Source organism: Amycolatopsis sp. NPDC004368 (genome assembly GCF_053602515.1).
This window is the reverse complement of the sequence record NZ_JBSGDT010000018.1, coordinates 1-20402: the sequence shown is the minus strand read 5'-3', so window position 1 is coordinate 20402 and position 20402 is coordinate 1. Positions and strand designations below refer to the sequence as shown.

Annotated in this window: 22 protein-coding genes and 1 pseudogene; 9 read left to right on the top strand and 14 right to left on the bottom strand. The window is 70.7% G+C overall.

The features are described 5' to 3' along the window. Positions 1 to 30 precede the first annotated feature (30 nt). A complete protein-coding gene (locus tag ACWEOE_RS24065; protein ID WP_452012685.1) occupies positions 31 to 1548 on the top strand; it encodes an FAD-dependent monooxygenase in 1518 nt (505 codons plus the stop codon). A gap of 22 nt (positions 1549 to 1570) precedes the next feature. Here the strand turns inward: ACWEOE_RS24065 and ACWEOE_RS24060 are convergent, their stop codons facing one another. The 4 genes from ACWEOE_RS24060 to rsgA all read right to left on the bottom strand — a co-directional run bounded on the left by ACWEOE_RS24060 (position 1571) and on the right by rsgA (position 5853). Beyond that, positions 1571 to 2323, bottom strand: coding sequence for a hypothetical protein (locus tag ACWEOE_RS24060; protein WP_452012684.1), 753 nt, complete (start codon positions 2321 to 2323; stop codon positions 1571 to 1573). A gap of 148 nt (positions 2324 to 2471) precedes the next feature. Next, positions 2472 to 3362 carry a hypothetical protein gene (locus ACWEOE_RS24055; RefSeq protein ID WP_452012683.1) on the bottom strand — a complete coding sequence of 297 codons (891 nt, stop codon included), beginning with the start codon at positions 3360 to 3362 and terminating at the stop codon, positions 2472 to 2474. A 91-nt stretch (positions 3363 to 3453) separates the two neighbouring features. Continuing rightward, positions 3454 to 4650, bottom strand: coding sequence for a cytochrome P450 family protein (locus tag ACWEOE_RS24050; protein WP_452012681.1), 1197 nt, complete (start codon positions 4648 to 4650; stop codon positions 3454 to 3456). A gap of 192 nt (positions 4651 to 4842) precedes the next feature. Further along, the gene (gene rsgA / locus ACWEOE_RS24045; protein ID WP_452012679.1) at positions 4843 to 5853 is read right to left on the bottom strand and encodes a ribosome small subunit-dependent GTPase A; all 1011 of its coding nucleotides are present in this window, start codon (positions 5851 to 5853) and stop codon (positions 4843 to 4845) included. A gap of 112 nt (positions 5854 to 5965) precedes the next feature. Between rsgA and ACWEOE_RS24040 the strand changes: the two genes are divergently transcribed. Genes ACWEOE_RS24040 through ACWEOE_RS24030 form a run of 3 tightly spaced genes read left to right on the top strand, consistent with a single transcriptional unit; the run spans position 5966 to position 8109 of the window. Next, positions 5966 to 6712, top strand: coding sequence for an SOS response-associated peptidase (locus ACWEOE_RS24040; RefSeq protein ID WP_452012677.1), 747 nt, complete (start codon positions 5966 to 5968; stop codon positions 6710 to 6712). After that, positions 6712 to 7320 (top strand): alpha/beta hydrolase family protein, encoded by a 609-nt coding sequence (locus ACWEOE_RS24035; RefSeq protein WP_452012675.1) that lies wholly within the window; start codon positions 6712 to 6714, stop codon positions 7318 to 7320. Before ACWEOE_RS24040 ends, ACWEOE_RS24035 begins: the two co-directional genes overlap by 1 nt. 21 nt (positions 7321 to 7341) lie before the next feature. Continuing rightward, positions 7342 to 8109 carry a DinB family protein gene (locus ACWEOE_RS24030; RefSeq protein WP_452012674.1) on the top strand — a complete coding sequence of 256 codons (768 nt, stop codon included), beginning with the start codon at positions 7342 to 7344 and terminating at the stop codon, positions 8107 to 8109. Between the two features lie 12 nt (positions 8110 to 8121). Here ACWEOE_RS24030 and ybaK read toward each other — a convergent pair whose 3' ends face one another. Then, the gene (ybaK, locus tag ACWEOE_RS24025; protein ID WP_452012673.1) at positions 8122 to 8598 is read right to left on the bottom strand and encodes a Cys-tRNA(Pro) deacylase; all 477 of its coding nucleotides are present in this window, start codon (positions 8596 to 8598) and stop codon (positions 8122 to 8124) included. Between the two features lie 189 nt (positions 8599 to 8787). Here ybaK and ACWEOE_RS24020 point away from each other — a divergent pair, with 189 nt between their 5' ends. Then, a complete protein-coding gene (locus tag ACWEOE_RS24020) occupies positions 8788 to 9426 on the top strand; it encodes a sigma-70 family RNA polymerase sigma factor (protein WP_452012843.1) in 639 nt (212 codons plus the stop codon). Then, positions 9423 to 9752, top strand: coding sequence for a mycothiol system anti-sigma-R factor (gene rsrA, locus ACWEOE_RS24015; protein WP_452012672.1), 330 nt, complete (start codon positions 9423 to 9425; stop codon positions 9750 to 9752). Before ACWEOE_RS24020 ends, rsrA begins: the two co-directional genes overlap by 4 nt. Positions 9753 to 9824: 72 nt before the next feature. On the opposite strand, the gene ACWEOE_RS24010 is transcribed toward rsrA, so the two are convergent. Further along, entirely contained in the window at positions 9825 to 9899 is a 75-nt protein-coding gene (locus ACWEOE_RS24010) for a 50S ribosomal protein bL37 (RefSeq protein ID WP_098515123.1), read from the bottom strand. Between the two features lie 183 nt (positions 9900 to 10082). Here ACWEOE_RS24010 and ACWEOE_RS24005 point away from each other — a divergent pair, with 183 nt between their 5' ends. Beyond that, a complete protein-coding gene (locus ACWEOE_RS24005; RefSeq protein ID WP_452012671.1) occupies positions 10083 to 11603 on the top strand; it encodes a sensor histidine kinase in 1521 nt (506 codons plus the stop codon). On the opposite strand, the pseudogene ACWEOE_RS24000 reads toward ACWEOE_RS24005, so the two are convergent. Both ACWEOE_RS24000 and ACWEOE_RS23995 read right to left on the bottom strand, forming a co-directional pair. Beyond that, positions 11600 to 12327: pseudogene (locus tag ACWEOE_RS24000) on the bottom strand (leucine zipper domain-containing protein). The gene ACWEOE_RS24005 and the pseudogene ACWEOE_RS24000 sit on opposite strands and share 4 nt — an antisense overlap. A gap of 126 nt (positions 12328 to 12453) precedes the next feature. Further along, positions 12454 to 13662 carry an erythromycin esterase family protein gene (locus ACWEOE_RS23995; RefSeq protein ID WP_452012670.1) on the bottom strand — a complete coding sequence of 403 codons (1209 nt, stop codon included), beginning with the start codon at positions 13660 to 13662 and terminating at the stop codon, positions 12454 to 12456. A 116-nt stretch (positions 13663 to 13778) separates the two neighbouring features. Between ACWEOE_RS23995 and ACWEOE_RS23990 the strand changes: the two genes are divergently transcribed. Next, positions 13779 to 14459, top strand: coding sequence for a MerR family transcriptional regulator (locus ACWEOE_RS23990; RefSeq protein WP_452012842.1), 681 nt, complete (start codon positions 13779 to 13781; stop codon positions 14457 to 14459). Here the strand turns inward: ACWEOE_RS23990 and ACWEOE_RS23985 are convergent. The 6 genes from ACWEOE_RS23985 to ACWEOE_RS23960 all read right to left on the bottom strand — a co-directional run bounded on the left by ACWEOE_RS23985 (position 14446) and on the right by ACWEOE_RS23960 (position 19490). Continuing rightward, positions 14446 to 15177: an SDR family NAD(P)-dependent oxidoreductase gene (locus ACWEOE_RS23985; protein WP_452012668.1), complete on the bottom strand. Its 732-nt coding sequence runs from the start codon at positions 15175 to 15177 to the stop codon at positions 14446 to 14448. The genes ACWEOE_RS23990 and ACWEOE_RS23985 overlap by 14 nt on opposite strands. Next, positions 15174 to 15836: a VC0807 family protein gene (locus tag ACWEOE_RS23980; protein WP_452012667.1), complete on the bottom strand. Its 663-nt coding sequence runs from the start codon at positions 15834 to 15836 to the stop codon at positions 15174 to 15176. The genes ACWEOE_RS23985 and ACWEOE_RS23980 overlap by 4 nt, the downstream gene beginning before the upstream one ends. Beyond that, entirely contained in the window at positions 15833 to 16792 is a 960-nt protein-coding gene (locus ACWEOE_RS23975) for a permease prefix domain 1-containing protein (protein ID WP_452012665.1), read from the bottom strand. Before ACWEOE_RS23975 ends, ACWEOE_RS23980 begins: the two co-directional genes overlap by 4 nt. A gap of 361 nt (positions 16793 to 17153) precedes the next feature. Then, positions 17154 to 17537 (bottom strand): PadR family transcriptional regulator, encoded by a 384-nt coding sequence (locus tag ACWEOE_RS23970; RefSeq protein ID WP_452012664.1) that lies wholly within the window; start codon positions 17535 to 17537, stop codon positions 17154 to 17156. A gap of 497 nt (positions 17538 to 18034) precedes the next feature. Continuing rightward, positions 18035 to 18289 (bottom strand): WhiB family transcriptional regulator, encoded by a 255-nt coding sequence (locus tag ACWEOE_RS23965; RefSeq protein ID WP_220247091.1) that lies wholly within the window; start codon positions 18287 to 18289, stop codon positions 18035 to 18037. Positions 18290 to 18563: 274 nt separating this feature from the next. Beyond that, positions 18564 to 19490: a diacylglycerol/lipid kinase family protein gene (locus tag ACWEOE_RS23960; RefSeq protein ID WP_452012662.1), complete on the bottom strand. Its 927-nt coding sequence runs from the start codon at positions 19488 to 19490 to the stop codon at positions 18564 to 18566. A 338-nt stretch (positions 19491 to 19828) separates the two neighbouring features. Between ACWEOE_RS23960 and ACWEOE_RS23955 the strand changes: the two genes are divergently transcribed. Further along, positions 19829 to 20311 (top strand): hypothetical protein, encoded by a 483-nt coding sequence (locus tag ACWEOE_RS23955; RefSeq protein ID WP_452012661.1) that lies wholly within the window; start codon positions 19829 to 19831, stop codon positions 20309 to 20311. Positions 20312 to 20402: the final 91 nt, after the last annotated feature.

Sequence of the window (20402 nt, the reverse complement as noted above, 5' to 3'; positions counted from 1 at the left end):
GAACGATGTTCGTAAGTAAGAACGTTGTTCGTGTCAGCCGAACGTGGAGACGTCACCGTGGTCGGAGCCGGACCGGTGGGCCTCGTGCTCGCCGCCGAACTGGCCCTCACCGGGGCGAAGGTGCAAGTGCTGGAGCGGCGGACCGAACCCGACGTGGCCGTGAAGGCGGGCGCGATCAACGTCCCGACGGCCGAGGCGCTCGACCGCCGCGGCCTGCTGCCCGCGGCCGAACAGGTGCAACGGGACCTGGTCGCCACGTTCGCCCGCCTGACCGGCGACCAGGGCACGCGGTTCACCGGCCACTTCGCGGGCCTGGTCCTCGACGCCGACCTCGTCGACTGGACCGACCCCGACCTCGCCGCCCACGAGGCCGTCGACGGCGCCAAACTGGTGCCCCAGCGTGAGCTCGAAGCGCTGCTGGCCGAGCACGTCGCGCGGCTCGGCGTGCCGGTGCGGCGCGGGGTGGAGGTCACGTCACTCGAAGACACCGGTGAAGACGTGCTGGTCGGCACCACGGCGGGCCCGGTGCGCACGGCGTGGCTCGTGGGCTGCGACGGCGGGCGCAGCACCGTCCGCCGCCTCGCCGGCATCGACTTCCCCGGCACCGCGCCCGAGCTCACGGGGCTTCTGGCCGTGGCCGACCTCGCCGACCCGGAAAAGCTCGCGGACAGCTGGACGTGGTCGGCTCAGGGCGCCTACCGCTGCGGGCCGCAGCCAGGTCGCCTCACCACCGTCGAGTTCAACGGCGGCCCGGCCGACCGCTTCGCGCCCGTGACGCTCGAGGAGGTCCAGGCCAGCCTCCGCCGCGTCTCGGGCACCGACGTCACGCTCACCGCCCTGCGCGGCACCGCCACCCGCTGGACCGACAACACCCGCCAGGCCGCCACCTACCGCTCCGGCCGCGTCCTGCTCGCCGGCGACGCCGCCCACGTCCACCCGCCCTTCGGCGGCCAGGGCCTCAACCTCGGCGTCGGCGACGCGACGAACCTGGGCTGGAAACTCGGCGCCGTCGTCGCCGGTTGGGCCCCAGACGGCCTCCTCGCCACCTACGAGGCCGAACGCCGTCCCCTCGGCGCCTGGGTCCTCGACTGGACACGGGCCCAGATCGGCGTCCTCCGCGGCGACCCCCAGTCCGCCGCCCTGCGCTCGGTCGTCGCCGCCCTCCTGGCCACCCCCGACGGCGCCACCCACGCCGTGAAGCAGATCTCCGGCGTCAGCCACCACTTCCCGCTGCCCGGCGCCCACCCGCGCGTCGGCCGCTACGCCCCGGATGTCCTCCTGGCCGACGGCTCCCGCCTCGTCGACCACACCCACACCGGCGGTTTCGCCCTCCTGGACCGCACTCACGACACGGCGTTCGGCCGGTTCGCCGCCGAGTGGGGAACGCGCGTGACGACCGTCCCGGACCAGTCCGACGCGTCGCCGGTTGGCCTCCTGGTCCGCCCGGACGGCGTGGTCGCCTGGGCCGGTGACACCCCTGACCGCACGGGCCTGGCCGAGGCCCTGCGGCTCTGGGCGGGCGCTCCGGCCTTGACGCCGACGCACTGACGGCACACCGAAGCTCGCCGGCTCAACCTCCGGCGAACGTCCCCACCTCGTCCGCAGCCGGGGCCGTCACGGTGACCGGCTTGCCCCAGTCGGAGTAGCGCGCCGTGATGCGGGCCGGACCCGAGGCGGCCAGCACGGGGGACAGGTCGAGCACCAGCTGCAGCGGCCGGTTCTCCCCGTCGAGCCACAGGTCGAGAGGGACTTTCGTGCCGGTGCCGGCGGGGAGGCCGGCGGGGAGCTCGTCGCCGAGGCGGGACAGGTCGACGTCGACGCGGTAGTGCGTGGCGTCGGTGCTGTCGAGGGTGGTGGTGTCGCTCGCGGTGAGGGTGCCCGCGGTGCGCACCTCTTCGAGCGTGCGCGCGGGGTCGTTCTGCTCGGCGAGCTGGGCGAGGCTGCCGCCGAGGACCTGGGAGAACGGGTCGCTACCGTCGGGCGAGACCTTCACCCAGGGTTTGCGGCCCGTCACCTGGTCGAGGGCACTCGCGGGGACCTTCGCGTACAGCGACTGCGCCACGAACCGCAGCTCCAGCGGCTCACCGAGGTAGTCGGTGGTCATCCGCAGCGCCGTGCCGCCGGTGCCGAACGCGGCCTCGCCCTGGCCGTGCGACACGACGGCACCCGCGGTGACGTGGGTGGTGAACCGGGCGGACCGGCCCGCGGTCGTCGCCGCGACGGCCGCGTCGGCCAGCGCGCGGGCGTCGGTGAAGCGCGCCGGCGACGCGGAGCACCCCGTGATCACGAGCAGCGCGGCGCACACCACAGCCGTCCTGCGCATCCCGAAACCCCGTCCTGACCGGCGGAAAGAGACCCCACAAAAGCACAGCCGACCGCCCGGACCCGTTCGGGGGAAGCGCAACTACCCGTAGTAGCGCAAAGGGCGCCCCGACGGTTGTCGAGGCGCCCTTCGGTGAGACAGCGGACGATCAGCCGCCCATGTGCTTCGCGATCTCGCTCATGTCCGTGACCTGGTCGGCCGGCGGAGCGGTGACGTCGACCGGGGTGCCCCAGTCGGTGTACTTGACGACGATCTTGCCGGAGCCCGCGGCCGAGGCCGGCGCGCCCATCGCCTTCATCATTTCGCTCTCGTCCATCGTGATCTGGAGCGGGAGCTGGTCCTTGTCCAGCCAGAGCTCGGCCGGCATCTTGATGTCCTTGCCCTGGAGCAGCTGCTTGACCTGGGCCTGGGACTCGGCCGGGACGCTTTCCAGCATCTTGTCCATCGACTTGGCGAGGTCGATCTCGACCTTGTAGTGGTTCACCTGCTGGCCGTCCAGCGTGGTCTGGTCGGAGCTGACGATCCGGCCGGCCTCGCTGATCTGGTCGAGGATCTTCGTCGGGTCACTCTGCTCGGAAGCCTGCGACATGCTGCCGGAGAGGGCCTTCGACAGCGGGTCGTCGGAGTCCGGCGAGATCTTCACCCAGGGCTTGTCGGTGCCCAGCTGCGACGCCTCGGAAGCGGGGAGCTTCATGTACATCGTCTTGTCGATGAGCCGGACCTCGCTCTGCTGACCGTCGGTGGTCATCGTCATCGACATCTTCAGGTTGCCCGGGTCGTACGACATGACGCCGTCGGCCGTCACGTTCTTGCCGCCGAGCGACATGGTCATCGACATCTTCGACGACTTCGACTTCGAGGTGCCCTGCTTGGACGCCTTCGCCAGCTCCAGCACGTTCGCGAACGGCGAGGCGAGCCCCGAGGAGGCTTTGTCGCCGCCCGTCGCCGACGCGGTCCCGTTCTCGGCCTTGGAACCACAGCCCGTCAGCACGAGTGCCAGCGCGGCACCCGCGGCGACGACGAAAGTGGTTTTGCGCATGCAATCCCCCTAGGAAGGTCAATACTCCATCCGCAGTATCGCTGGAACGGGGCAACAGTTACGCACTTTTGGTCACGATTTGGGTAGTCGATCACCCGAACTGCCGTCCGCCTGCGGAGTACTGATGAGACGCGCGGTGACCGCCGTCGGTTCCAGCAGGTTTCACCGCGTCGCGACGGGCAGCTCCCTCCAGTCCGCGCATCAGCGTCGAGAACCGCCACTTCGCCGGGTCGGCACCGTCGGCGAGCCGAAGCGCCGGGAACCGCTCGATGAGGGCGCCGAGCGCGATCGCGCCCTCCAGCCGGGCGAGCGGCGCGCCGAGGCAGTGGTGGATGCCGTGGCCGAACGCGACGTGCCCGCCCGCCGGCCGGGTCACGTCGAGCTCGTCGGGGTCGGCGAACCGGTCGCCGTCGCGGTTCGCGGAGAGCAGTGACACCGACAGGAACTCGTCCGCCGGGATCTCGACGCCGCCGAGGGTGATGGGTGCCGTCGTGAACCGCGGGGTCGCGAGGTGCAGCGGGCTCTCGTACCGCAGCAGCTCCTCGACCGCGTTCGGGACGAGCGTCGGGTCGGCGCGCAACGCGGCGAGCTGCTCAGGCGCTCGCAGCAACGCGAGCGTGCCGTTGGCGATCAGGTTGACGGTGGTGTCGTGGCCGGCGATCACCAGCAGCGAGGCCATGCCGACCAGTTCGTCCTCCGACAGCCGGTCACCGTCTTCGGCCACGGTGATGAGGTCGGACAGCAGGTCTTCACCCGGAGCCGTCCGTTTGGCGGCGATGAGGTCACGCAGGAACGCGATGAACCGCTCGGAAGCGTCGACGAGCCTCTGGTCGGCAACCGCGGACACGATCACCTGTGCCCACCCGGCGAAGGTCCCGCGATCCGCTTCGGGCACGCCGAGGAGGTCGCAGATCACCGACATGGGCAGCGGCGCGGCGAAGTGCTCGACGAGGTCCACCCGGTCCCGGTCGGCGAGCTCGTCGAGCAGCCGCGCGGTCGTGGCCTCGATGCGCGGCCGCAGGCGGGCGATCGCCCGCGTCGTGAACACCTTCGCGACGAGCTTGCGCAGCCGCGTGTGGTCGGGCGGGTCGGTGTTGAGCATGTGGCTGTCGAGCAGCCGATACGCGGGCGCCAGCATCGAGAACGACGAGTCGTGGTGCCGGGCGCGCAGGCGGGCTTGTGCGGCTTCGTCCTTCTGGACGTACGGACTGGTCAACGCCTCTTTGACGTCCTCGTAGCGCGTGACCAGCCACGACCGCGTCCCGCGCGGGGACTCGACCAGGCGCACCGGCGCCTCGACCCGCAGCTTCGCTTCGATCTCGTGGGGTTCTGGACGAACTCGATGTCGAGGGGGTAGGCCTCGGGGTCGGTCGGCACGGGCGGCGTCTCCTTGTGGTGGTGGGATTTCCACCCCATCGGCTTCGCGCGCGGTTGCCAACCTCCGGCCGCCGTCAGCGCCCGTTTGTCCCGTGATCAAGAGTCACTCGGCGCCTCCCGCGCGGGAAACGAGCAGCCGCCGCAGCGACGCCAGCCGCTCGGCGCTCGCGCGGCCCTCGGTGACGACGTCGTCGAGCGCGCAGTCGGGGTCCTCCGGCGCGCCGAGGTGGCCGCAGTTCGTGGGGCACTCCTCGGCGGCCTCGGCGAACTCCTCGAAGGCGTTCACGATGTCGTCGGCGGTCACGTGGGCCAGCCCGAACGACCGGACCCCCGGCGTGTCGATCACCCAGCCGCCGCCCGGCAGGGGCAGGGGCAGCGCGACGGCCGCCACGGACGTGTGCCGACCCTTGCCGACGGCGCTCACCACGCCCGTCGCCAGCGACGCGTCGGGCACCAGCCGGTTGACCAGCGTGGACTTGCCGACGCCGGAGTGCCCGACCAGCGCCGTCACGCGGCCTTCGAGGCGTTCGGCCAGGCCCTCGGGCTTTTCGTCGTGGCGCGTGACGATCGCCGGCACGTCGAGGCCGGCGTAGCTCGCCAGCAGCTCGTCGGGGCTCGCCAGGTCGGCTTTCGTCAGGCACAGCACGGGTTCGAGGCCCCCGGCGTAACACGCGACGAGACACCGGTCGATGAACCCGGTTCGCGGTGGGGGATCGGCCAGCGCGGTGACGATCAGCAGCTGCGCGGCGTTGGCGACGACCACGCGCTCGTACGGGTCGGTGTCGTCGGCGGTGCGGCGCAGCACGCTGGTGCGCTCGTCCACGCGCACGATGCGCGCGAGTGTGTCCGGCTGGCCCGAAACGTCGCCGACCAGCGCGACCATGTCCCCGACGACCACCGAGACGCGGCCCATCTCGCGCGCCCGCATGGCCGTGACCACCCGTTCGGGGTCGGCGTTCACCGCGCACGTCCAGCGGCCGCGGTCCTTGCCGATCACCATCGCGGTGACGGCGTCGGCGTGCTCGGGCCGGCGCTTGGTACGGGGCCTGGTGCCCTTGCCGGGACGCACCCGCACGTCGGATTCGTCCAGCCTGCTCCAGTCGCCTCGCGCCAAACCGCCCACCGTCCTCCCGGTCGTCCTGCCTGGTCGAAATGATCCCATGCCGGTCGCGCCCGGCCGGGCCTGCGTGTAACGATGGCGTCTTGAGACGCGCAAGGAGGCTGGCATGTGCGGCCGTTACGCGGCGACGAAGGACCCCGCGAAGCTGATCGACGAGTTCGCCGCGGTCGACCTGACCGAGGGCGCCGCGCGCGAGGACTACAACGTCGCGCCCACCAAGAACGTCGTCGCCGTGGTGCAGCGCCACCCCCGCGACGCCGAAGGGCAGGTGCTCGAGGACGAGCCCGCCGAGCGGTCGCTGCGGATCATGAAGTGGGGCCTGGTGCCGTTCTGGGCGAAGGACCCGTCCGTCGGCTCGCGCATGATCAACACGCGCGCCGAGACGGCGGCTGAAAAGCCGGCCTTCAAACGCGCCCTGAAGTCGCGCCGCTGCCTCGTCCCGGCCGACGGCTGGTTCGAATGGCGCCGCACCGGCAAGGAGAAGGAGCCGTTCTACATGACGGATCCTTCGGGCTCCTCGATCGCGTTCGGCGGGATCTGGGAGAGCTGGCGCCCGAAGGACGGGTCTTCGGACGACCCGCTGATCACGTTCTCCATCATCACGACCGACGCCGAGGGGCAGCTTCGGGGCATCCACGACCGCATGCCCCTGATCGTGCCGCGCGAACACTGGGACGGCTGGCTCGACCCCGACCAGTCCTCAGTGGACGGTCTGCTCGTGCCCACGCCCCCGGACTTCGTCGAGACGCTCGAGCTGCGGCCGATCTCGACGCTCGTCAACAACGTCCGCAACAACGGTCCTCAGCTGCTCACCCGCACCGCACCGGCGGCGGACCCGGACGCGTTGTTCTGATGACCACGCTCGAGATCGACACCCCCCACGGCCCCGCCCGCGCCGAGCTCCACTGCGCCAAGGACGGCGCCGCCGTGCTCCTCCTGGGCCACGGCGCCGGCGGCGGCATCGGCGCGAAGGACCTCGTGGCGGTCGCCCGCGCCGCGAAGGCCGCCGGGGTGCACGTCGCGCTGATCGAACAGCCGTACCGCGTGGCCGGCCGCCGGGCCCCCGCCCCGGCCAAGCAGCTGGACACGGCCTGGCTCGCGGTGGCGGACGAGCTGTCGGCGCACTTCGACGACCTGCCGTTGGTCTTCGGCGGCCGCTCCTCGGGGGCCCGGGTGGCGTGCCGGACGGCTTCGGCCGGTCAGGCGGTGGCGGTCTTGTGCCTGGCGTTCCCCGAGCACCCGCCGGGCAAGCCGGAGAAGACGCGGCAGCCGGAGCTGGACGCCGTGGACGTGCCGACGCTGGTGGTGCAGGGAGAGCGGGACCCGTTCGGCCGTCCGGCGGCGGGTCCACACCACGAGGTGGTGCTGGTCCCGGGGGACCACACCCTGTCGGCGGACCTGGACGCGGTGTCCCGAGCCGCGGCGGAGTGGTTGGGACGGGTTCTGCGGCCGCACCTGTGACGGGTGGGTGAGACTGATCCGATGGCTTCCGAATACACCCACAGCGACCAGTTCCGCGGTGGTCGTATCCACCTGTGTGATGTCGCCGGCCTCGAGATCCGCGACTGCGAGGTGACCGGGCTGAAGATCGTCGACTGCTACGGCGGCGACGTCTACCTCGGTGGTGGCTTCGAGCGCGTGGTCGTCAACGACGTCGACGTGACGGGGTACGTCGAGGCCGAACTCGACCGCCGGCATCCCGCACGGGCGCTGGCGCGGAACGCAGTGTCCCCGGTGGACTGTCAGGCCGCTTGGGCTGCTGTCGAGACCATGTGGAGCGCGACGTTCGACCGCGCGCGGCTGTTGCCCGAGGCGAAGCTGCACGAGCGGGTCGATGGCGAGTGGTCGTTCGTGGAGACACAACGGCATCTCCTGTTCGCCTGCGACGCCTGGCTCGGCAACGCCGTGCTCGAGGAGGAAGCGCCCTATCACCCGTTGGGCCTCCCCGCCGGGGGGATGCCGGCTGACGCCGCGGCGAAGCTCGGCCTCACCCTGGAGGCCACCCCGACCCTCGACCAAGTGCTCGCGCCGCGGCTCGCCCGCATGGCCACGATGCGGCGGGTCGTCGCCGCGCTCACCGAGGGCGAACTCGACCGGCGATGCGGCCGCAAGCCGGCGGATCCGTATCCCGACCAGGAGTACGTCGTGCGCCGCTGTCTGAAGGTCGTGCTGAAGGAAGAAGCCGAGCACCACCGCTACGCGGTGCGCGATCTCACGCAGCTTGAGTCGGATGTGTCGAAACCGCGATAGCTCGACTCGACCTCACGCACCGATGGAGGCCACCACACCCCCGGTCAACCGCACCAGGTCCCCCGGCGCGACCTCCACCTCGAGCCCCCGCCGCCCGGCCGAGCAGTACACCGTCGCGAACGCCGAAGCCGACGCGTCGATCACCACCGGCAGCCGGCTGCGGTGCCCCAGCGGCGAGATCCCCCCGAGCACGTACCCCGTGGCCCGCTGCGCCGCCGCCGGATCGGCCATCCGGGCCTTCTTCCCACCCACCGCCGCCGCCAGTGCTTTCAGATCCAAAGACCCTGTGACCGGCACCACGCCCACCGTGAGCTTCCCGTCCACCTCGGCCACCAGCGTCTTGAACACGCGCGCGGCCTCCAGGCCGAGGGCTTCGACCGCCTCCAGGCCGTACGAATCGGCCCGCGGGTCGTGGTCGTAAGCGTGCAGTGTGTGCGCCACCTTGTGTTTCGTCAGCAGCGCCGTCGCCGGAGTTCCCTTGCCCGCCATGGGATCGGAGTCTACGAAGGACGCGGGAATGGACGCCCGCCACGTTCTGTTGAAACCAACGTGACCATGACGCTGACCACTGCCCGCCCTCGTAGGCGCAGCACCGAGCAGGGCCTCCCGAGCCCCCGCGTAAACTCGGCGTTGCCGTATGCGCAGAAGCGCATCGACGCCGAACGGGAAGGTAACGGTTTGCCGAGCACCCCGAACACCGCGCCGAAGAACGCGCCGGAGACGGCGGCCGACGAGCTGGAGCTGGCGGAGCGCTTCGAACGCGACGCGATGCCCCTGCTCGACCAGCTGTATTCGGCTGCGATGCGGATGACGCGGAACCCGTCCGACGCCGAGGACCTGGTCCAGGAGACCTACCTCAAGGCGTACGCGGCGTTCGCGTCCTTCAAGGCCGGCACGAACCTCAAGGCGTGGATGTACCGCATCCTCACCAACACCTACATCAACGGCTACCGCAAGCGTCAGCGGCAGCCCGTGCAGCAGCCCACCGAGGAGATCACCGACTGGCAGATCGCCAAGGCGGAGAGCCACACCTCCAGCGGGCTGCGCTCGGCCGAGGTCGAGGCGATGGACAACCTCCCCGACGCCGACGTGAAGCAGGCGCTGCAGAAGCTGCCCGAAGAGTTCCGGCTTGCCGTCTACCTGGCGGACGTCGAGGGCTTCGCGTACAAGGAGATCGCCGAGATCATGGACACGCCCATCGGCACCGTGATGTCCCGTCTGCACCGTGGCCGCGCCCAGCTGCGCGACCTGCTGGCCGATGTCGCGCGCGAGCGCGGCTTCATCCGCGGTGACCGCGAGGAGGTGGCGAAGCGATGAGCACGGGTGACGCGTCGGAGAAGGACAAGGACAAGGTCCGCTGCGAAGAGGCACTGTCGGAGATCTACCTGCTCCTCGACAAGGAGTGCAGCCCGCTGCGCGACGCCGAGCTGCGCCGCCACATCGAGGACTGCCCGCCGTGCCTCGAGGAGTACGGAATCGACGAGCAGATCAAGGAGCTCCTGCACCGCAAGTGCGGTGGCGACCTGGCTCCGGCGGACCTGAAGACGCGGCTGCGCGCCTCGATCCGCCAGACCGTGGCCACCCGCGGCGGTGTGACGGTCGAGCGCACCGAGATCACCGTCGAGCAGCGCTCCGGCGAGTAACCCACGCTCTGAACACGACGACGGCCCCCGTACCTGCTGGTGCGGGGGCCGTGTCGCGTCCGGACGCCGGAATCAGGCGTTGGGCTTCTTGCCGTGGTTCGCGCCGTTCTTCTTGCGGTCGCGACGCTTGCGGGCGCGCTTCGACATGCTTCACTCCTCGTGGTTCGCGCTGGATGGCCCGTGCGGGGGTGCGGGAGCACCAGCCGGGCTCGGGTCAACCGCTCCAGTGTGTCATGCGTGCCCCGGCTCACCTGCGGCGCCCGTGCTCATCGCCGTCCGCTCTGGTTTGATGGGCGGATGACCCACACGCTCGTGGTCGCCGAGTAGCTCGTGTCCACGCTTTCCGACCTGCTCGCCGAGAACACCGGCCTCCCCGGTGAGGCGGCCGACCACCTGCAGACCGTCGTCGCGGAGTGGCAGCTGCTGGCCGACCTGTCGTTCGCCGATTTCCTGCTGTGGGTCCCCGTCGCGAAGGACCTGCAGCCCGAGGGCGGGGATTTCGTGTGCGTCGCGCACGCGCGCCCCACCACTGCGCCCACCGCGCACCCCGAGGACGTGGTGGGCACGCGGTTCACGGTCGCCGAGCACCCCGAGCTGGCCAAGGCCGTGCGCGAGGTGAAGATCGGCCGCGAGGAAGACCCGCATTGGTACCGCGACCTGCCGATGCGGCGCGAAGCCGTGCCGGTGAGCTTCGGCGGCGAGGTGATCGCCGTGCTGAGCCGCGAGACGAACCTGGCCGCGCCGCGCGTGCCGAGCCCGCTGGAGATCGCGTACCTCGGCAGCGCCGGCGACCTGTGCCAGATGATCGTCGACGGCACGTTCCCGCCACCGGGCGGCAACCAGACCGACACGCACACCAGCCCCCGCGTCGGCGACGGGCTCATCCGCCTCGACCCGAGCGGCACCGTCGTGTTCGCGAGCCCCAACGGGCTCTCGGCCTACCACCGCATGGGTCACGAGTCCGACCTGGTCGGACAGAGATTGGCGCCGTTGACGCGCTCGCTGATCCGCGACCCGTTCGACGCCACCGAGGTCTCCCACCGCATCATCGAGGCCCTCGACGGCAAGCCCTCCACCCGCACCGAGGCCGACTCCCGGCGGGGTGCCGTGGTGCTGTTCCGCGCGCTGCCGCTGCGGCCCTCGGGCCAGGCGGCGGGCGCGCTCGTGCTGGTCCGCGACGTCACCGAGGTCAAGCGCCGCGACCGCGCGCTGCTGTCGAAGGACGCGACGATCCGCGAGATCCACCACCGCGTGAAGAACAACCTGCAGACGGTCGCCGCGCTCCTGCGGCTCCAGTCGCGTCGCACGACGAGCGAGGAGGCCCGCCTCGCGCTCGGCGAGTCCGTGCGGCGCGTCTCGTCGATCGCGATGGTCCACGAGGCCCTCTCGATCTCCGTCGACGAGCGCGTGGACCTCGACAAGCTCCTCGACAACGTGCTGCCGATGGTCGGCGAGGTCGCCACCGCGGAGTCGCAGGTGGGGCTGACGCGCAAGGGCTCGTTCGGCATCGTCATCGCCGAGATCGCGACGCCGCTGGTCATGGTGCTCACGGAGCTCGTGCAGAACGCCATCGAGCACGCCTTCCCACAGGGCCGCCCGGGCAAGGTCGAGATCATCGTCGAGCGCTCGGCGCGCTGGCTCGACGTGCTCATCCGAGACAACGGCCGCGGCCTGCCCTCGGGCTTCTCGCTGGAACGCAGCGACGGCCTCGGCCTGCAGATCGTGCGCACGCTGGTCGAATCGGAGCTGCGCGGGTCGTTGTCGCTGCGCAAGGTGCGCACGGACTCCACGGGCGCGCGCGTGCCGGGGACCGAGGCCGCGCTGCGGATTCCCCTCTCGCGCCGGCTCTAGGTGTGATGTCCGGGGAGGTTGGTCAGTCGGGTGACAGGCGGCTTGCCGCCGGTTGAGCTGTGGGGTCGGTGATGATTGTAGAAGTGCAGCCAGCCCGGTAACGCTGCCCGGCGCAGGGTCTCCGACCGTAGGCGACGCGTGAGTGGTCGTCGATGACGGTGTGCACGAACGCGGTCCCGGTGCGTGGGTTGCGGTAGGTGTTGCGCGGCAAGCCGGGAGTAGCTCGTTTGTTGCGGGCCCCCTGCTGCCGGCCGGGGTATCGGTGTCCGCCGCCGTCGGGGATGTTGCCGAACTTGGTGACATCGACATGGATCATCGAGCCGGGATGATCGTGTTCGTAGCGGCGCAGCGGTTCTCCGGTGACCCGGTCGATCCGGGTGAGCCGGTTGATCCGGCACCTGACCAGGACCGCGTGCACGGTCGAGGCGGGCAGACCGAGACGGCCGGCGATCTGGACCGGGCCCAGTCGCTTGCGCCACCGCAGCCGCATGACCGCCCGTACCAGGTGTTCGGGGGTGCGGGTCGGGCTGTGCTGCGGGCGTGAGCTGCGATCAGCCATCCCGGCGACACCTTCGAGCTGGTAGCGGCGAGCCCATTTCGCGGCGGTTTTGGCGGTGACCATGAACATCTTCGCGGCTGCGGTGCAGGTCCAGCCTTGGTCAACGATCAGGCGAGCGAGTCGCAGTCGGGTGCGTGGGGTCAAGGTGGCGTTAGGGTGGGACACGAAGGCCTCCGGCGGGTGACGTGGTTCCTAGACAGCTCCACTTCACATCCGGAGGCCTTCACCTGTCTGTACGACAGGCCGTCACCAGGTCACCTCAGCTTGGGACACCTTCCATGGACATCACATCTAGAGCCGCCAGTACTCCACGCGTTTCCCGTCGGTGTCGGCCACGAAGATCACCGCGTCGGCGCCGGCCAGCTGAGCCGGCGTCAACGGCAGGTGACCGGGCAGGATCGGCTCGCCCGTGCCGGTCGACGCGGGCAGAGCGGCCTGGAGCCGCGCCGCCGGGAACAGGGCCCGGCGGGTGGTCGCGGCGGCCAGTTCGCCCTGAAGGGTGCCCGGCCGGCTGTGCGGATTGGCGTCCGTGGCCACGAAGACGTACCGCTCACCCAGCGTCAACGCGACGAGCGCCCCCGCGCTGCCCCACGCCGCCTCCTCGGGACCCATCCGCATCACCGACGGCACCCGCTGCAGGTGCACGTTGTGCGCGAACACCAGGCTCGGCCCGCGGTGGCGCTCCTGCTCGACCATCGCGAGCAGGTTCCCGGCCATCATCTCCGCGCGCAGGCTGAGCAGGGTCCCGATGCGATCGGGCGCGGCGAACGCCATGGCCGCGTGGTAGCGCAGCAGGCCGACGGCCGTGCGTGCACACGCGGCGGCGAGGCGATAGCCGGCCGGGTCGGCGGGTTGCAGCACGGGTGCCGCCCGGTACAGGGCGCTGGCCAGGTCGTCCGCGACGATCCGCAGCGCGCGGGCGCGCTCGGAGCCGCCGACGGAGGCGGCCGCGTCGTACAGAGCGGCCTCGTTGGTCCAGTCGTCCTCAGAGCCGAGCAACGCGTCGAGGTCGGGGATCGCGGGCCGCGACGCTTCGGGCAGGTAGCCGAGCACGGCGGTCAGCGCGCGCCGCGGGCTCGGTGCGGAGGTGGTCTCCGTCGGGGCGTCGAAGCCGTGGAACCGCACCTGGTCCTGCGGCGCACGGCCGGCGTTGTGCCCGCGCAGCCACTGCACCAGCTCACGGTTGCCGGGCACGTTGCCGAACCAGTGGCTGAAGCCGGTTTTCAGCACCTCGTCGAGGTCGCCGGTGCCGCCGCGCACGTAGTCGTCGACGATCGACGCGGCGAACACGTCGGTCTCCAACGCGATCGACCGGTAGCCGCGCTCGACCAGTACGGCGAGAAGTTCGTTGCGCAGCAAGGGAAACGCCGCGATCCCGTGAGTCGGCTCGCCGAGGGCCAGCAGTGCCGGCGCGATCGGCAGCTCGTCGACGGCGCGGCCCAGGGCGGCCGCGTCGCCGAGCTCGCGGCCGATCCCGCGCAGTGAAGTGGTGGTGGACATGGGTGACCCCTTTTCTCCCGAAACCCTGTCCTCGACCGTATCGTTGAAGAATCGAGTGAGACTTCGCCGCGATTCACCTGCGGGACAAGCGCCAAACCCTCAAACGGAGGTTCACCCTGCGACCCATCGACCTGGCGCGCGAGCACGGGTTGTCGGCCCAGGCCGTCCGAAACTACGACGACGACGGCGTGCTCCCACCCACCGAGCGCAGCGCCGCCGGCTACCGCCGCTACACGCCCCGGCACGCGCAGGCCCTGCGGGCGTTCCTCGCGTTGCGCACCGGCCACGGGCACCAGCCGGCCACGGAGATCATGCGCTCGATCCACCGCGGTGACACCGAAGCGGCGTACCGGCTCCTCGACGCCGCGCACGTCGCCCTGCTCGCCGAACGCGGCACCCGCGCCGAGGTCGCGACGGCGCTGAGCACCCTGTCCGCCGGACCTTCGTTCACCGGCCGGCCGCTGACCGTCGGCGAGCTCGCGCGGCGGCTCGACGTGCACCCGGCGACCTTGCGAGCCTGGGAAACCGAGGGCATCCTGCGTCCCCGCCGCGACCGCGTGACGGGCTATCGCGAATACGGTCCGGACTGCGTCCGCGACGCCGAGATCGCACGGCAGCTGCGGCGGGGCGGCTACCGGCTCGCCCAGGTCGCGCAGTTCCTCGAGTCCCTGCGCGAGGCGGGCGGGGCCGAGGCGCTGAGCGCGTTCCTCGACGCCTGGCAGCGCCGGCTCACCGCGCGCAGCCGCGCCCTGCTCGCCGGCGCCGCCCAGCTCGACGCCTACCTCACCCTCGCGTGATCTGGCTCAGCTCGACCGCTGGGAACTCGACGCGCTGGGGCGCGAGCCCGGCCTGCAGCATCCAGGCCTCACCCGTGCCCTCGCCGGCGGCGATCGTCGCGACGGCGGCGGCGATTTCCTCGGGCGAGGCCACGGCCAGGCCGTTCGCGACGAGCGTGTCCTTGAGCCCGCCGATCATGCGCGTCTCGACGAAGCCCGGGCACACGGCGTTGAGCGTGATTCCCGAATCGGCGCAGGCCGGAGCCAGTGAACGCACCAGGCCGATGATCGCGTGCTTGCTCGCCGAGTACACCGGGTCGAACGTGGCCGGCGAAATGCCCGCGAGGCTGGAGGTGACCACGATCGCGCCCCCGCCACTCGCCCGCAGCGCGGGAACGGCGGCGCGCAGGCCGAACACCGTGCCGTCGACGTTCACCGCCAGAGTGCGGCGGTAACGCTCGAGGTCGAGGTCATCGAGTCCGCCCGCGCCGCCCGTGCCGGCGTTGAGGTGGACCACGTCGAGCCCGCCGTACTCGGCCACGGCGGTGGACACGGCGGCTTCGTTGTCCTCGGGCCGCGTCACGTCGGTGCGCACGAACCGGCCCCCGACCTCGGCGGCCACCTCCTGGCCCGCTTCGTCGACGTCGGCCACCACCACTTTCGCGCCTCCGGCGGCGAAGTGCCGCACCACCGCGGCGCCGATCCCGCTCGCTCCTCCGGTGACCAGGACGACGGTCATGCTTCCTCCCCGACTTCGGCCGCCACCGCGGCGATGACACTCTTGCGGCGGGCGTAGACGCGGGACGCGACCTCGAGCGCGAGGTACACGGCCACGTACTGCAGTCCGCTGATCAACGGCACCCGATCCACGGGCAGGGTGTAGGCCAGTACCACTCGCACGCCGGCGTCGAGGATGAGCACCACGCCCCACATCGCGGTGGTCACACGCAGCACGTGCCGGTAGGTGGGGGAACCGACCCAGTTGCGTTCGATGCGGTTGCGTGCCGCTTCGCCGAGGAACGAGCGCAGCACCTGGTAGAGGAACGGTTTGCGCGGCAGCGTCACCAGGATCCACATCCCGGCCGCCGCGGTCAGCCAGCCGTCCTTGGCCAGCAGGAACCGCGGGCTGCCCGACAGGAACGACGCCCCGACGGTCAGCACCAGGATGCTCAGGGTGAACACCGCGAGCGTGTCCACCCGCCGCTTGGTGACGAGGGTTTGCACCGCGCGCACCCCCGGCGGCACGACGCCCGCCAGCAGCGCCAGCCACTGGTCGACGCCCAGCGCACGCAGGCCGTAAAAGAGCACGACCGGGACCACGAGGTTGACGGCGAGGTTGAAGATCAGCTGCCGGCGCAGTTCCGGGGGAGCGGCGGGCTTTTCCAGCGTGCTCGTCACAGGGTCACCATCCGCTGACGGTCACGGTGGCTCCAGGTCTTCGCGAGCACCCCGACGGTGATCGCGGCCAGCACGACCAGCGCGAGCCAGCCGATCCAGCTGCCGGCCGCCGCGAAGGCGCCGCCGAGCGCCGGGTTGAGGAACCGCGCGTCCAGGAACAGGTACGCGAGCGGCCCCGTCGCCGCCACGATGAGCACACTGCCGGCGACGGCCGTCGCGAGCGTCCAGCGGCCGAGCCTCAGGTTCGCCACGGCCAGCGCGAGCGAAAGCACCAGCACCACCAGGAAAAACGGCACCCAGAAGCTCCACAGCGCGGGGTCGATGACCGGAACCCGCGCGCCCGACGCCGTGGTCACCAGCGTGGCCGAGCGCTGCACGAACAGCGCCACCACGAGCAGGATCCCCAGCACGATCCCGCTGCCGACCTCGTTCCACGTGGTGGTGGCGGTGGCGTCGGAGAAGGGGAGCTGGTCGGGTTTCCAGGCCTCGTCGGGCTCGCCTGTCTCGTGGTCACCGCCGAACCGATCGACGAGTACATAAAGGACGGTCACGCCCGCGAACAGGTACACGGCGACGGTGATCGTGGCGCCCAGCGGCGAAAAGATCGCCGCCGCCACGTTTTCCCCGCGCACCCAGTGCCCGATCCCGTTCACGAGGTAGGCGATCGGCAGCACGGTCGCGCTCAGCAACCGCAGCGCCTTGGCGAAGGACGGGTAGGTGGCCGGGCCGATCAACACGGTCGCCTTGTCGGCGTACCGCGTCGCCAGCCGTGCCGGATCCCCGAGCTCGACCAGCGCGGCGTACTCGGCCTTCGCCGGGCTCTCGCCCAGCTCCACCCGCGCCTCGACCTCGTCGGCGATCGCGGCGCGCAGCTCGCGGTCGATCTCCTGCCGGTGCTTGGCCGCCACGTGCCGCACGGTGGCGGCGACGTACCGGTCGGTGAGTGTTGTTGTCATGGCTGTTCCCCAGTTCGGTTGGTGGTTTGCGGTTCGGTGGACCCGTTCGGAGCTGGTGAGCCGCGGTCCGGCTGTGCCTGCCGGTGCGGTGGTCGCTTCGCCGAGTCGGTGTGGGCCGCGAGTGACCGCGGCGGCTGCGTCGCGCGTGTCGCTTCTCCGGTGGTGTCTGTCTGACCCACTGGTGGCGGCGCTTGCTGTGTTGACGGTCGTTTCTCTTGCCGGTCACGGGTTGCATCCGTGGTGTCGGCTGCGCCGGTGATTGCTCCGGCCGGGTCTGTCCGGGTCGTGGTGGCGGCGCCGACTGTGTCGGTTCCGCCTGCGGTGGTCGTGTCTGTGGTGCTGTGTCTGCTGCGGCGGTGACCTAGTCGGTGCTGTCCGCTTCCGCGGCGTCGGTCTCCGCTGCGGCGGGGTCGTTTTCGCTGTCCAGCCGCCCGAGAGCGGTGCCGATGGCTTGCCACTCCTTCTGCAGCTCCCGAGCGAGGCGGACCCCGTCGAGGCTGGTTCGGTAGAACTTGCGCGGCCGGGTGCCTGACGTGTCCCACTCGCTGGTCAGCAGGCCCTGCCCCTCCAAGCGGCGCAACAGCGGGTACAGCGTGTTGGCCGGCGCAGGCACCCCCGCACGCTCCAGGGCATCGAGCAGCCCGTAGCCGTACCCGGGCTTCTGCAGCGCCAGCAGACTCGCCAGCACCACCGTCCCCCGCCACAGCTCCTGCCGATGCGCGTCCAGCAAGTCGGTGTCTTTCACGTTGACCACGATATTGTGTGAGACACAGTATCGTCAACCGACGAAGCTGTGTGACGTGTCAGGCTGCGTGAGAGAGGGCGCCCGGGGACCGGTGTTCAGGTGGCGTTCGGGAGACGTTCAACCGGCGGGATGCCGCTCACCGGGAACGAGCCGAACGCGAGCGCGAACAAGGCGCGCAGAACGCGAAAGATCTTCTGCCCCAGGGGAATCCGTCGCGGGTGCGAGTCCACAACGGACCGCCGTGGGAGGCGCGAACGAAAGAACCCCGGACACGCCGAAGGGCCGGTACCGAACGAATCGGTACCGGCCCTCATGACGTTCCGCGGGAGGACTTGTTCAGTCCTGGTGAGGTGTGGCCTACCCGGGTGCGGGTGATTTCACCTCGATTGTTACGCTCGAACCGGATGGGTGTCGCCCCAAGTCGCAGGCGGAGGGGACGCAAGAGTCCCCTGCAACTGAATTCCAGTTCGGGTGTGTGGTGCTTCTGAGCCGATGGCTCAGGCGATGGTGCGCGTGCCGATCTGCGTACGGCGGCGCTTGAGCGCGCGTCGCTCGTCCTCGCTCATGCCGCCCCACACGCCGGCGTCCTGGCCGCTGGCCAGAGCCCAGGCCAGGCAGTCGGAAGCGACGGTGCAGCGGTGGCACACGGCCTTCGCCTCGGAGACCTGCAGCAGAGCCGGACCGCTGGTTCCCACCGGGAAGAACAGCTCGGGGTCCTCGTCTCGGCAGGACGCGTCGTGGCGCCAGTCCATGTTCGTGAGCTCCTTCACAGTGGCGCGGGAGAGCCGCGCCACAGTCGTCATGGCGGTCGTGTTTTTGGGTGCTTGTGAATGCTTTCACGAAGCACCGCGTTCGACAAGGGTTTCCCGAAGATCGGTGAGTCAGCTCACCCGGCCGAGCTACGCCTCTGACCTGCGGTTTCTGTCTGAAACGGACCGTCTGGCGGAAGCGCGATGCGGTGAGCGGAGGTTCTGGGTCGACGAGCGGCAAGATGCACTTTGCCGCAGGCGATCAGTGGTCGAACCGTCACACGATTACTGTGAGTGCGTTCGCAACGCTGTGGAACTCCACTCGCGTCCGCTGCCCGACGAGGTCGCCGTCGACCTGGAAGTTCACCGGCTCAGCTGCGTCGATGCGAATCATGGGCACATCGTCGTGGCGCACCAGGTGGCGCCCTTTCTGGTTGCTCTTCGTGAGCAAAGCTTGGCGTACATGAGTGAACACGGTGGGCAACCGCAGACCGTTCAACGCGAACAGGCCCAATCCCGTCTCGAACGAGCAACCCGAGTTGAGGTGCACCGCGCGTTCACCCAGGTACGTCCACGGATCGGTGTTCGACACGAACGCGGTCACCACCTCGGTGGGCTCCTCGCCCGGGATCCGCACCGTCAGGGCCGGCCGGCCCAGCGGCGGCCGGAAGTACGACCGCACCGCGGCCCGCATGTACAACGACGCACTGGTTTCCTTGCCCCGCCGCTTCGCGACGCGGCCCACCACGTCGGCGTCCCAGCCGAGCCCGGCGTTGAAGGTGAACCAGTGCCCGTCGGCGAGCCCGAGGCCGATGCGCCGCCGGCGGTCGTTCTCCAGCGCGTTCAGGAGCTGGTGTGTGGCCTCCACAGGGTCCACGGGCAGGCCGAGGGCGCGTGCGAAGACGTTGGCCGAGCCGCCGGGCACCACACCCAGCATCGGCAGGCAGCCGAGATCACCCGGGTCGCCGGTGGAATCGGCGAGCAGACCGTTGACGACCTCGTTGACCGTGCCGTCGCCGCCGTGCGCCACCACCAGGTCGAAGCCGTCGCGGGCCGCCGAGCGCGCCACGGCCATCGCGTGGCCGCGGTAGTCCGTCTCGACGATGTCGAGCTTCACCTGGCTGGCCAGCGCGTGCGCCAGCACATCCCGGCCACCGGCGGTGGTCGAGGTGGCCTGCGGGTTCACGACGAGGATGGCGCGCACATCCCCACCGTAGGTGACGTTCGTCCGGGCGGAGAACCTTCGACGGCACATGGTGACGCGAAGCTCAACACGGACAACGGCCCCGAGGGGGTGCGCCAGTACTGCGTCCGGTGACCCTGTGGCGGGCGGTCCTCCCTTGCGTACGGCGAACATCCGCTCGTCGTGACAAGTGCACCCGGGCCGACCGCCCGCTCATCGACGACAACCCCGATTTTCACGTGCCCGGCGCCCCGCGAAAACGGCCGACCGGGTGGCATACGATCGAAATAGCTCACCCACCGTGACCCGTGCAGGTCGGGTCCCTGTGCTCCCGCAAAGCAGCTTGGAAGGCCGCACCCGTGTCGCTCCCCGAGGACCAGCCGCCCACCCCGTTCGAGGTCCGCCTCGCCGGGATCCTCACCGCGCTGCCCGGGCTCGGGCTCCTGGTTCTGGGTGTCGTGATCCTCGTGCGCGGCCTGGGGGAACCCTCGCAGCCGGGCAACAACATCTGGGCCGAGTTCGGCACCTACGCCGTGCTCGCGCTCGCGTTCCTGGCCGCCTCCGCCGGGCTCGTGCTCGGCCGGCAGTGGGCGCGCTCGCCCGGGGTCGTCGTCGCGCTGATGCTGATGGGCGTGGGCTGGTACGTGCTCGGCCCCTCCGGCCAGCCCGCGTGGGGCGTGCCGATCGGCGTGTGCGGCCTGGCCGCGCTCGTGCTGCTGTTCCGCCGCCCGGCGCGCGCGTGGGCGCTCGGCCTGCGCGAAGGCGAGACGGAAGAAGAAGCCGCCGAACGCGGTGGTCTCGCCGGGCGCCGGGCCGAGCGTGAGCAGAACGAAAAGGACTAGTGTCCTGAGTCATAATTTCGGGGCCAGTGGTTAGGGTGTTGTGATGCCGAATCCGAAACTGCCGCCGTTGGTGTTGAGTGACGAGGAGCGC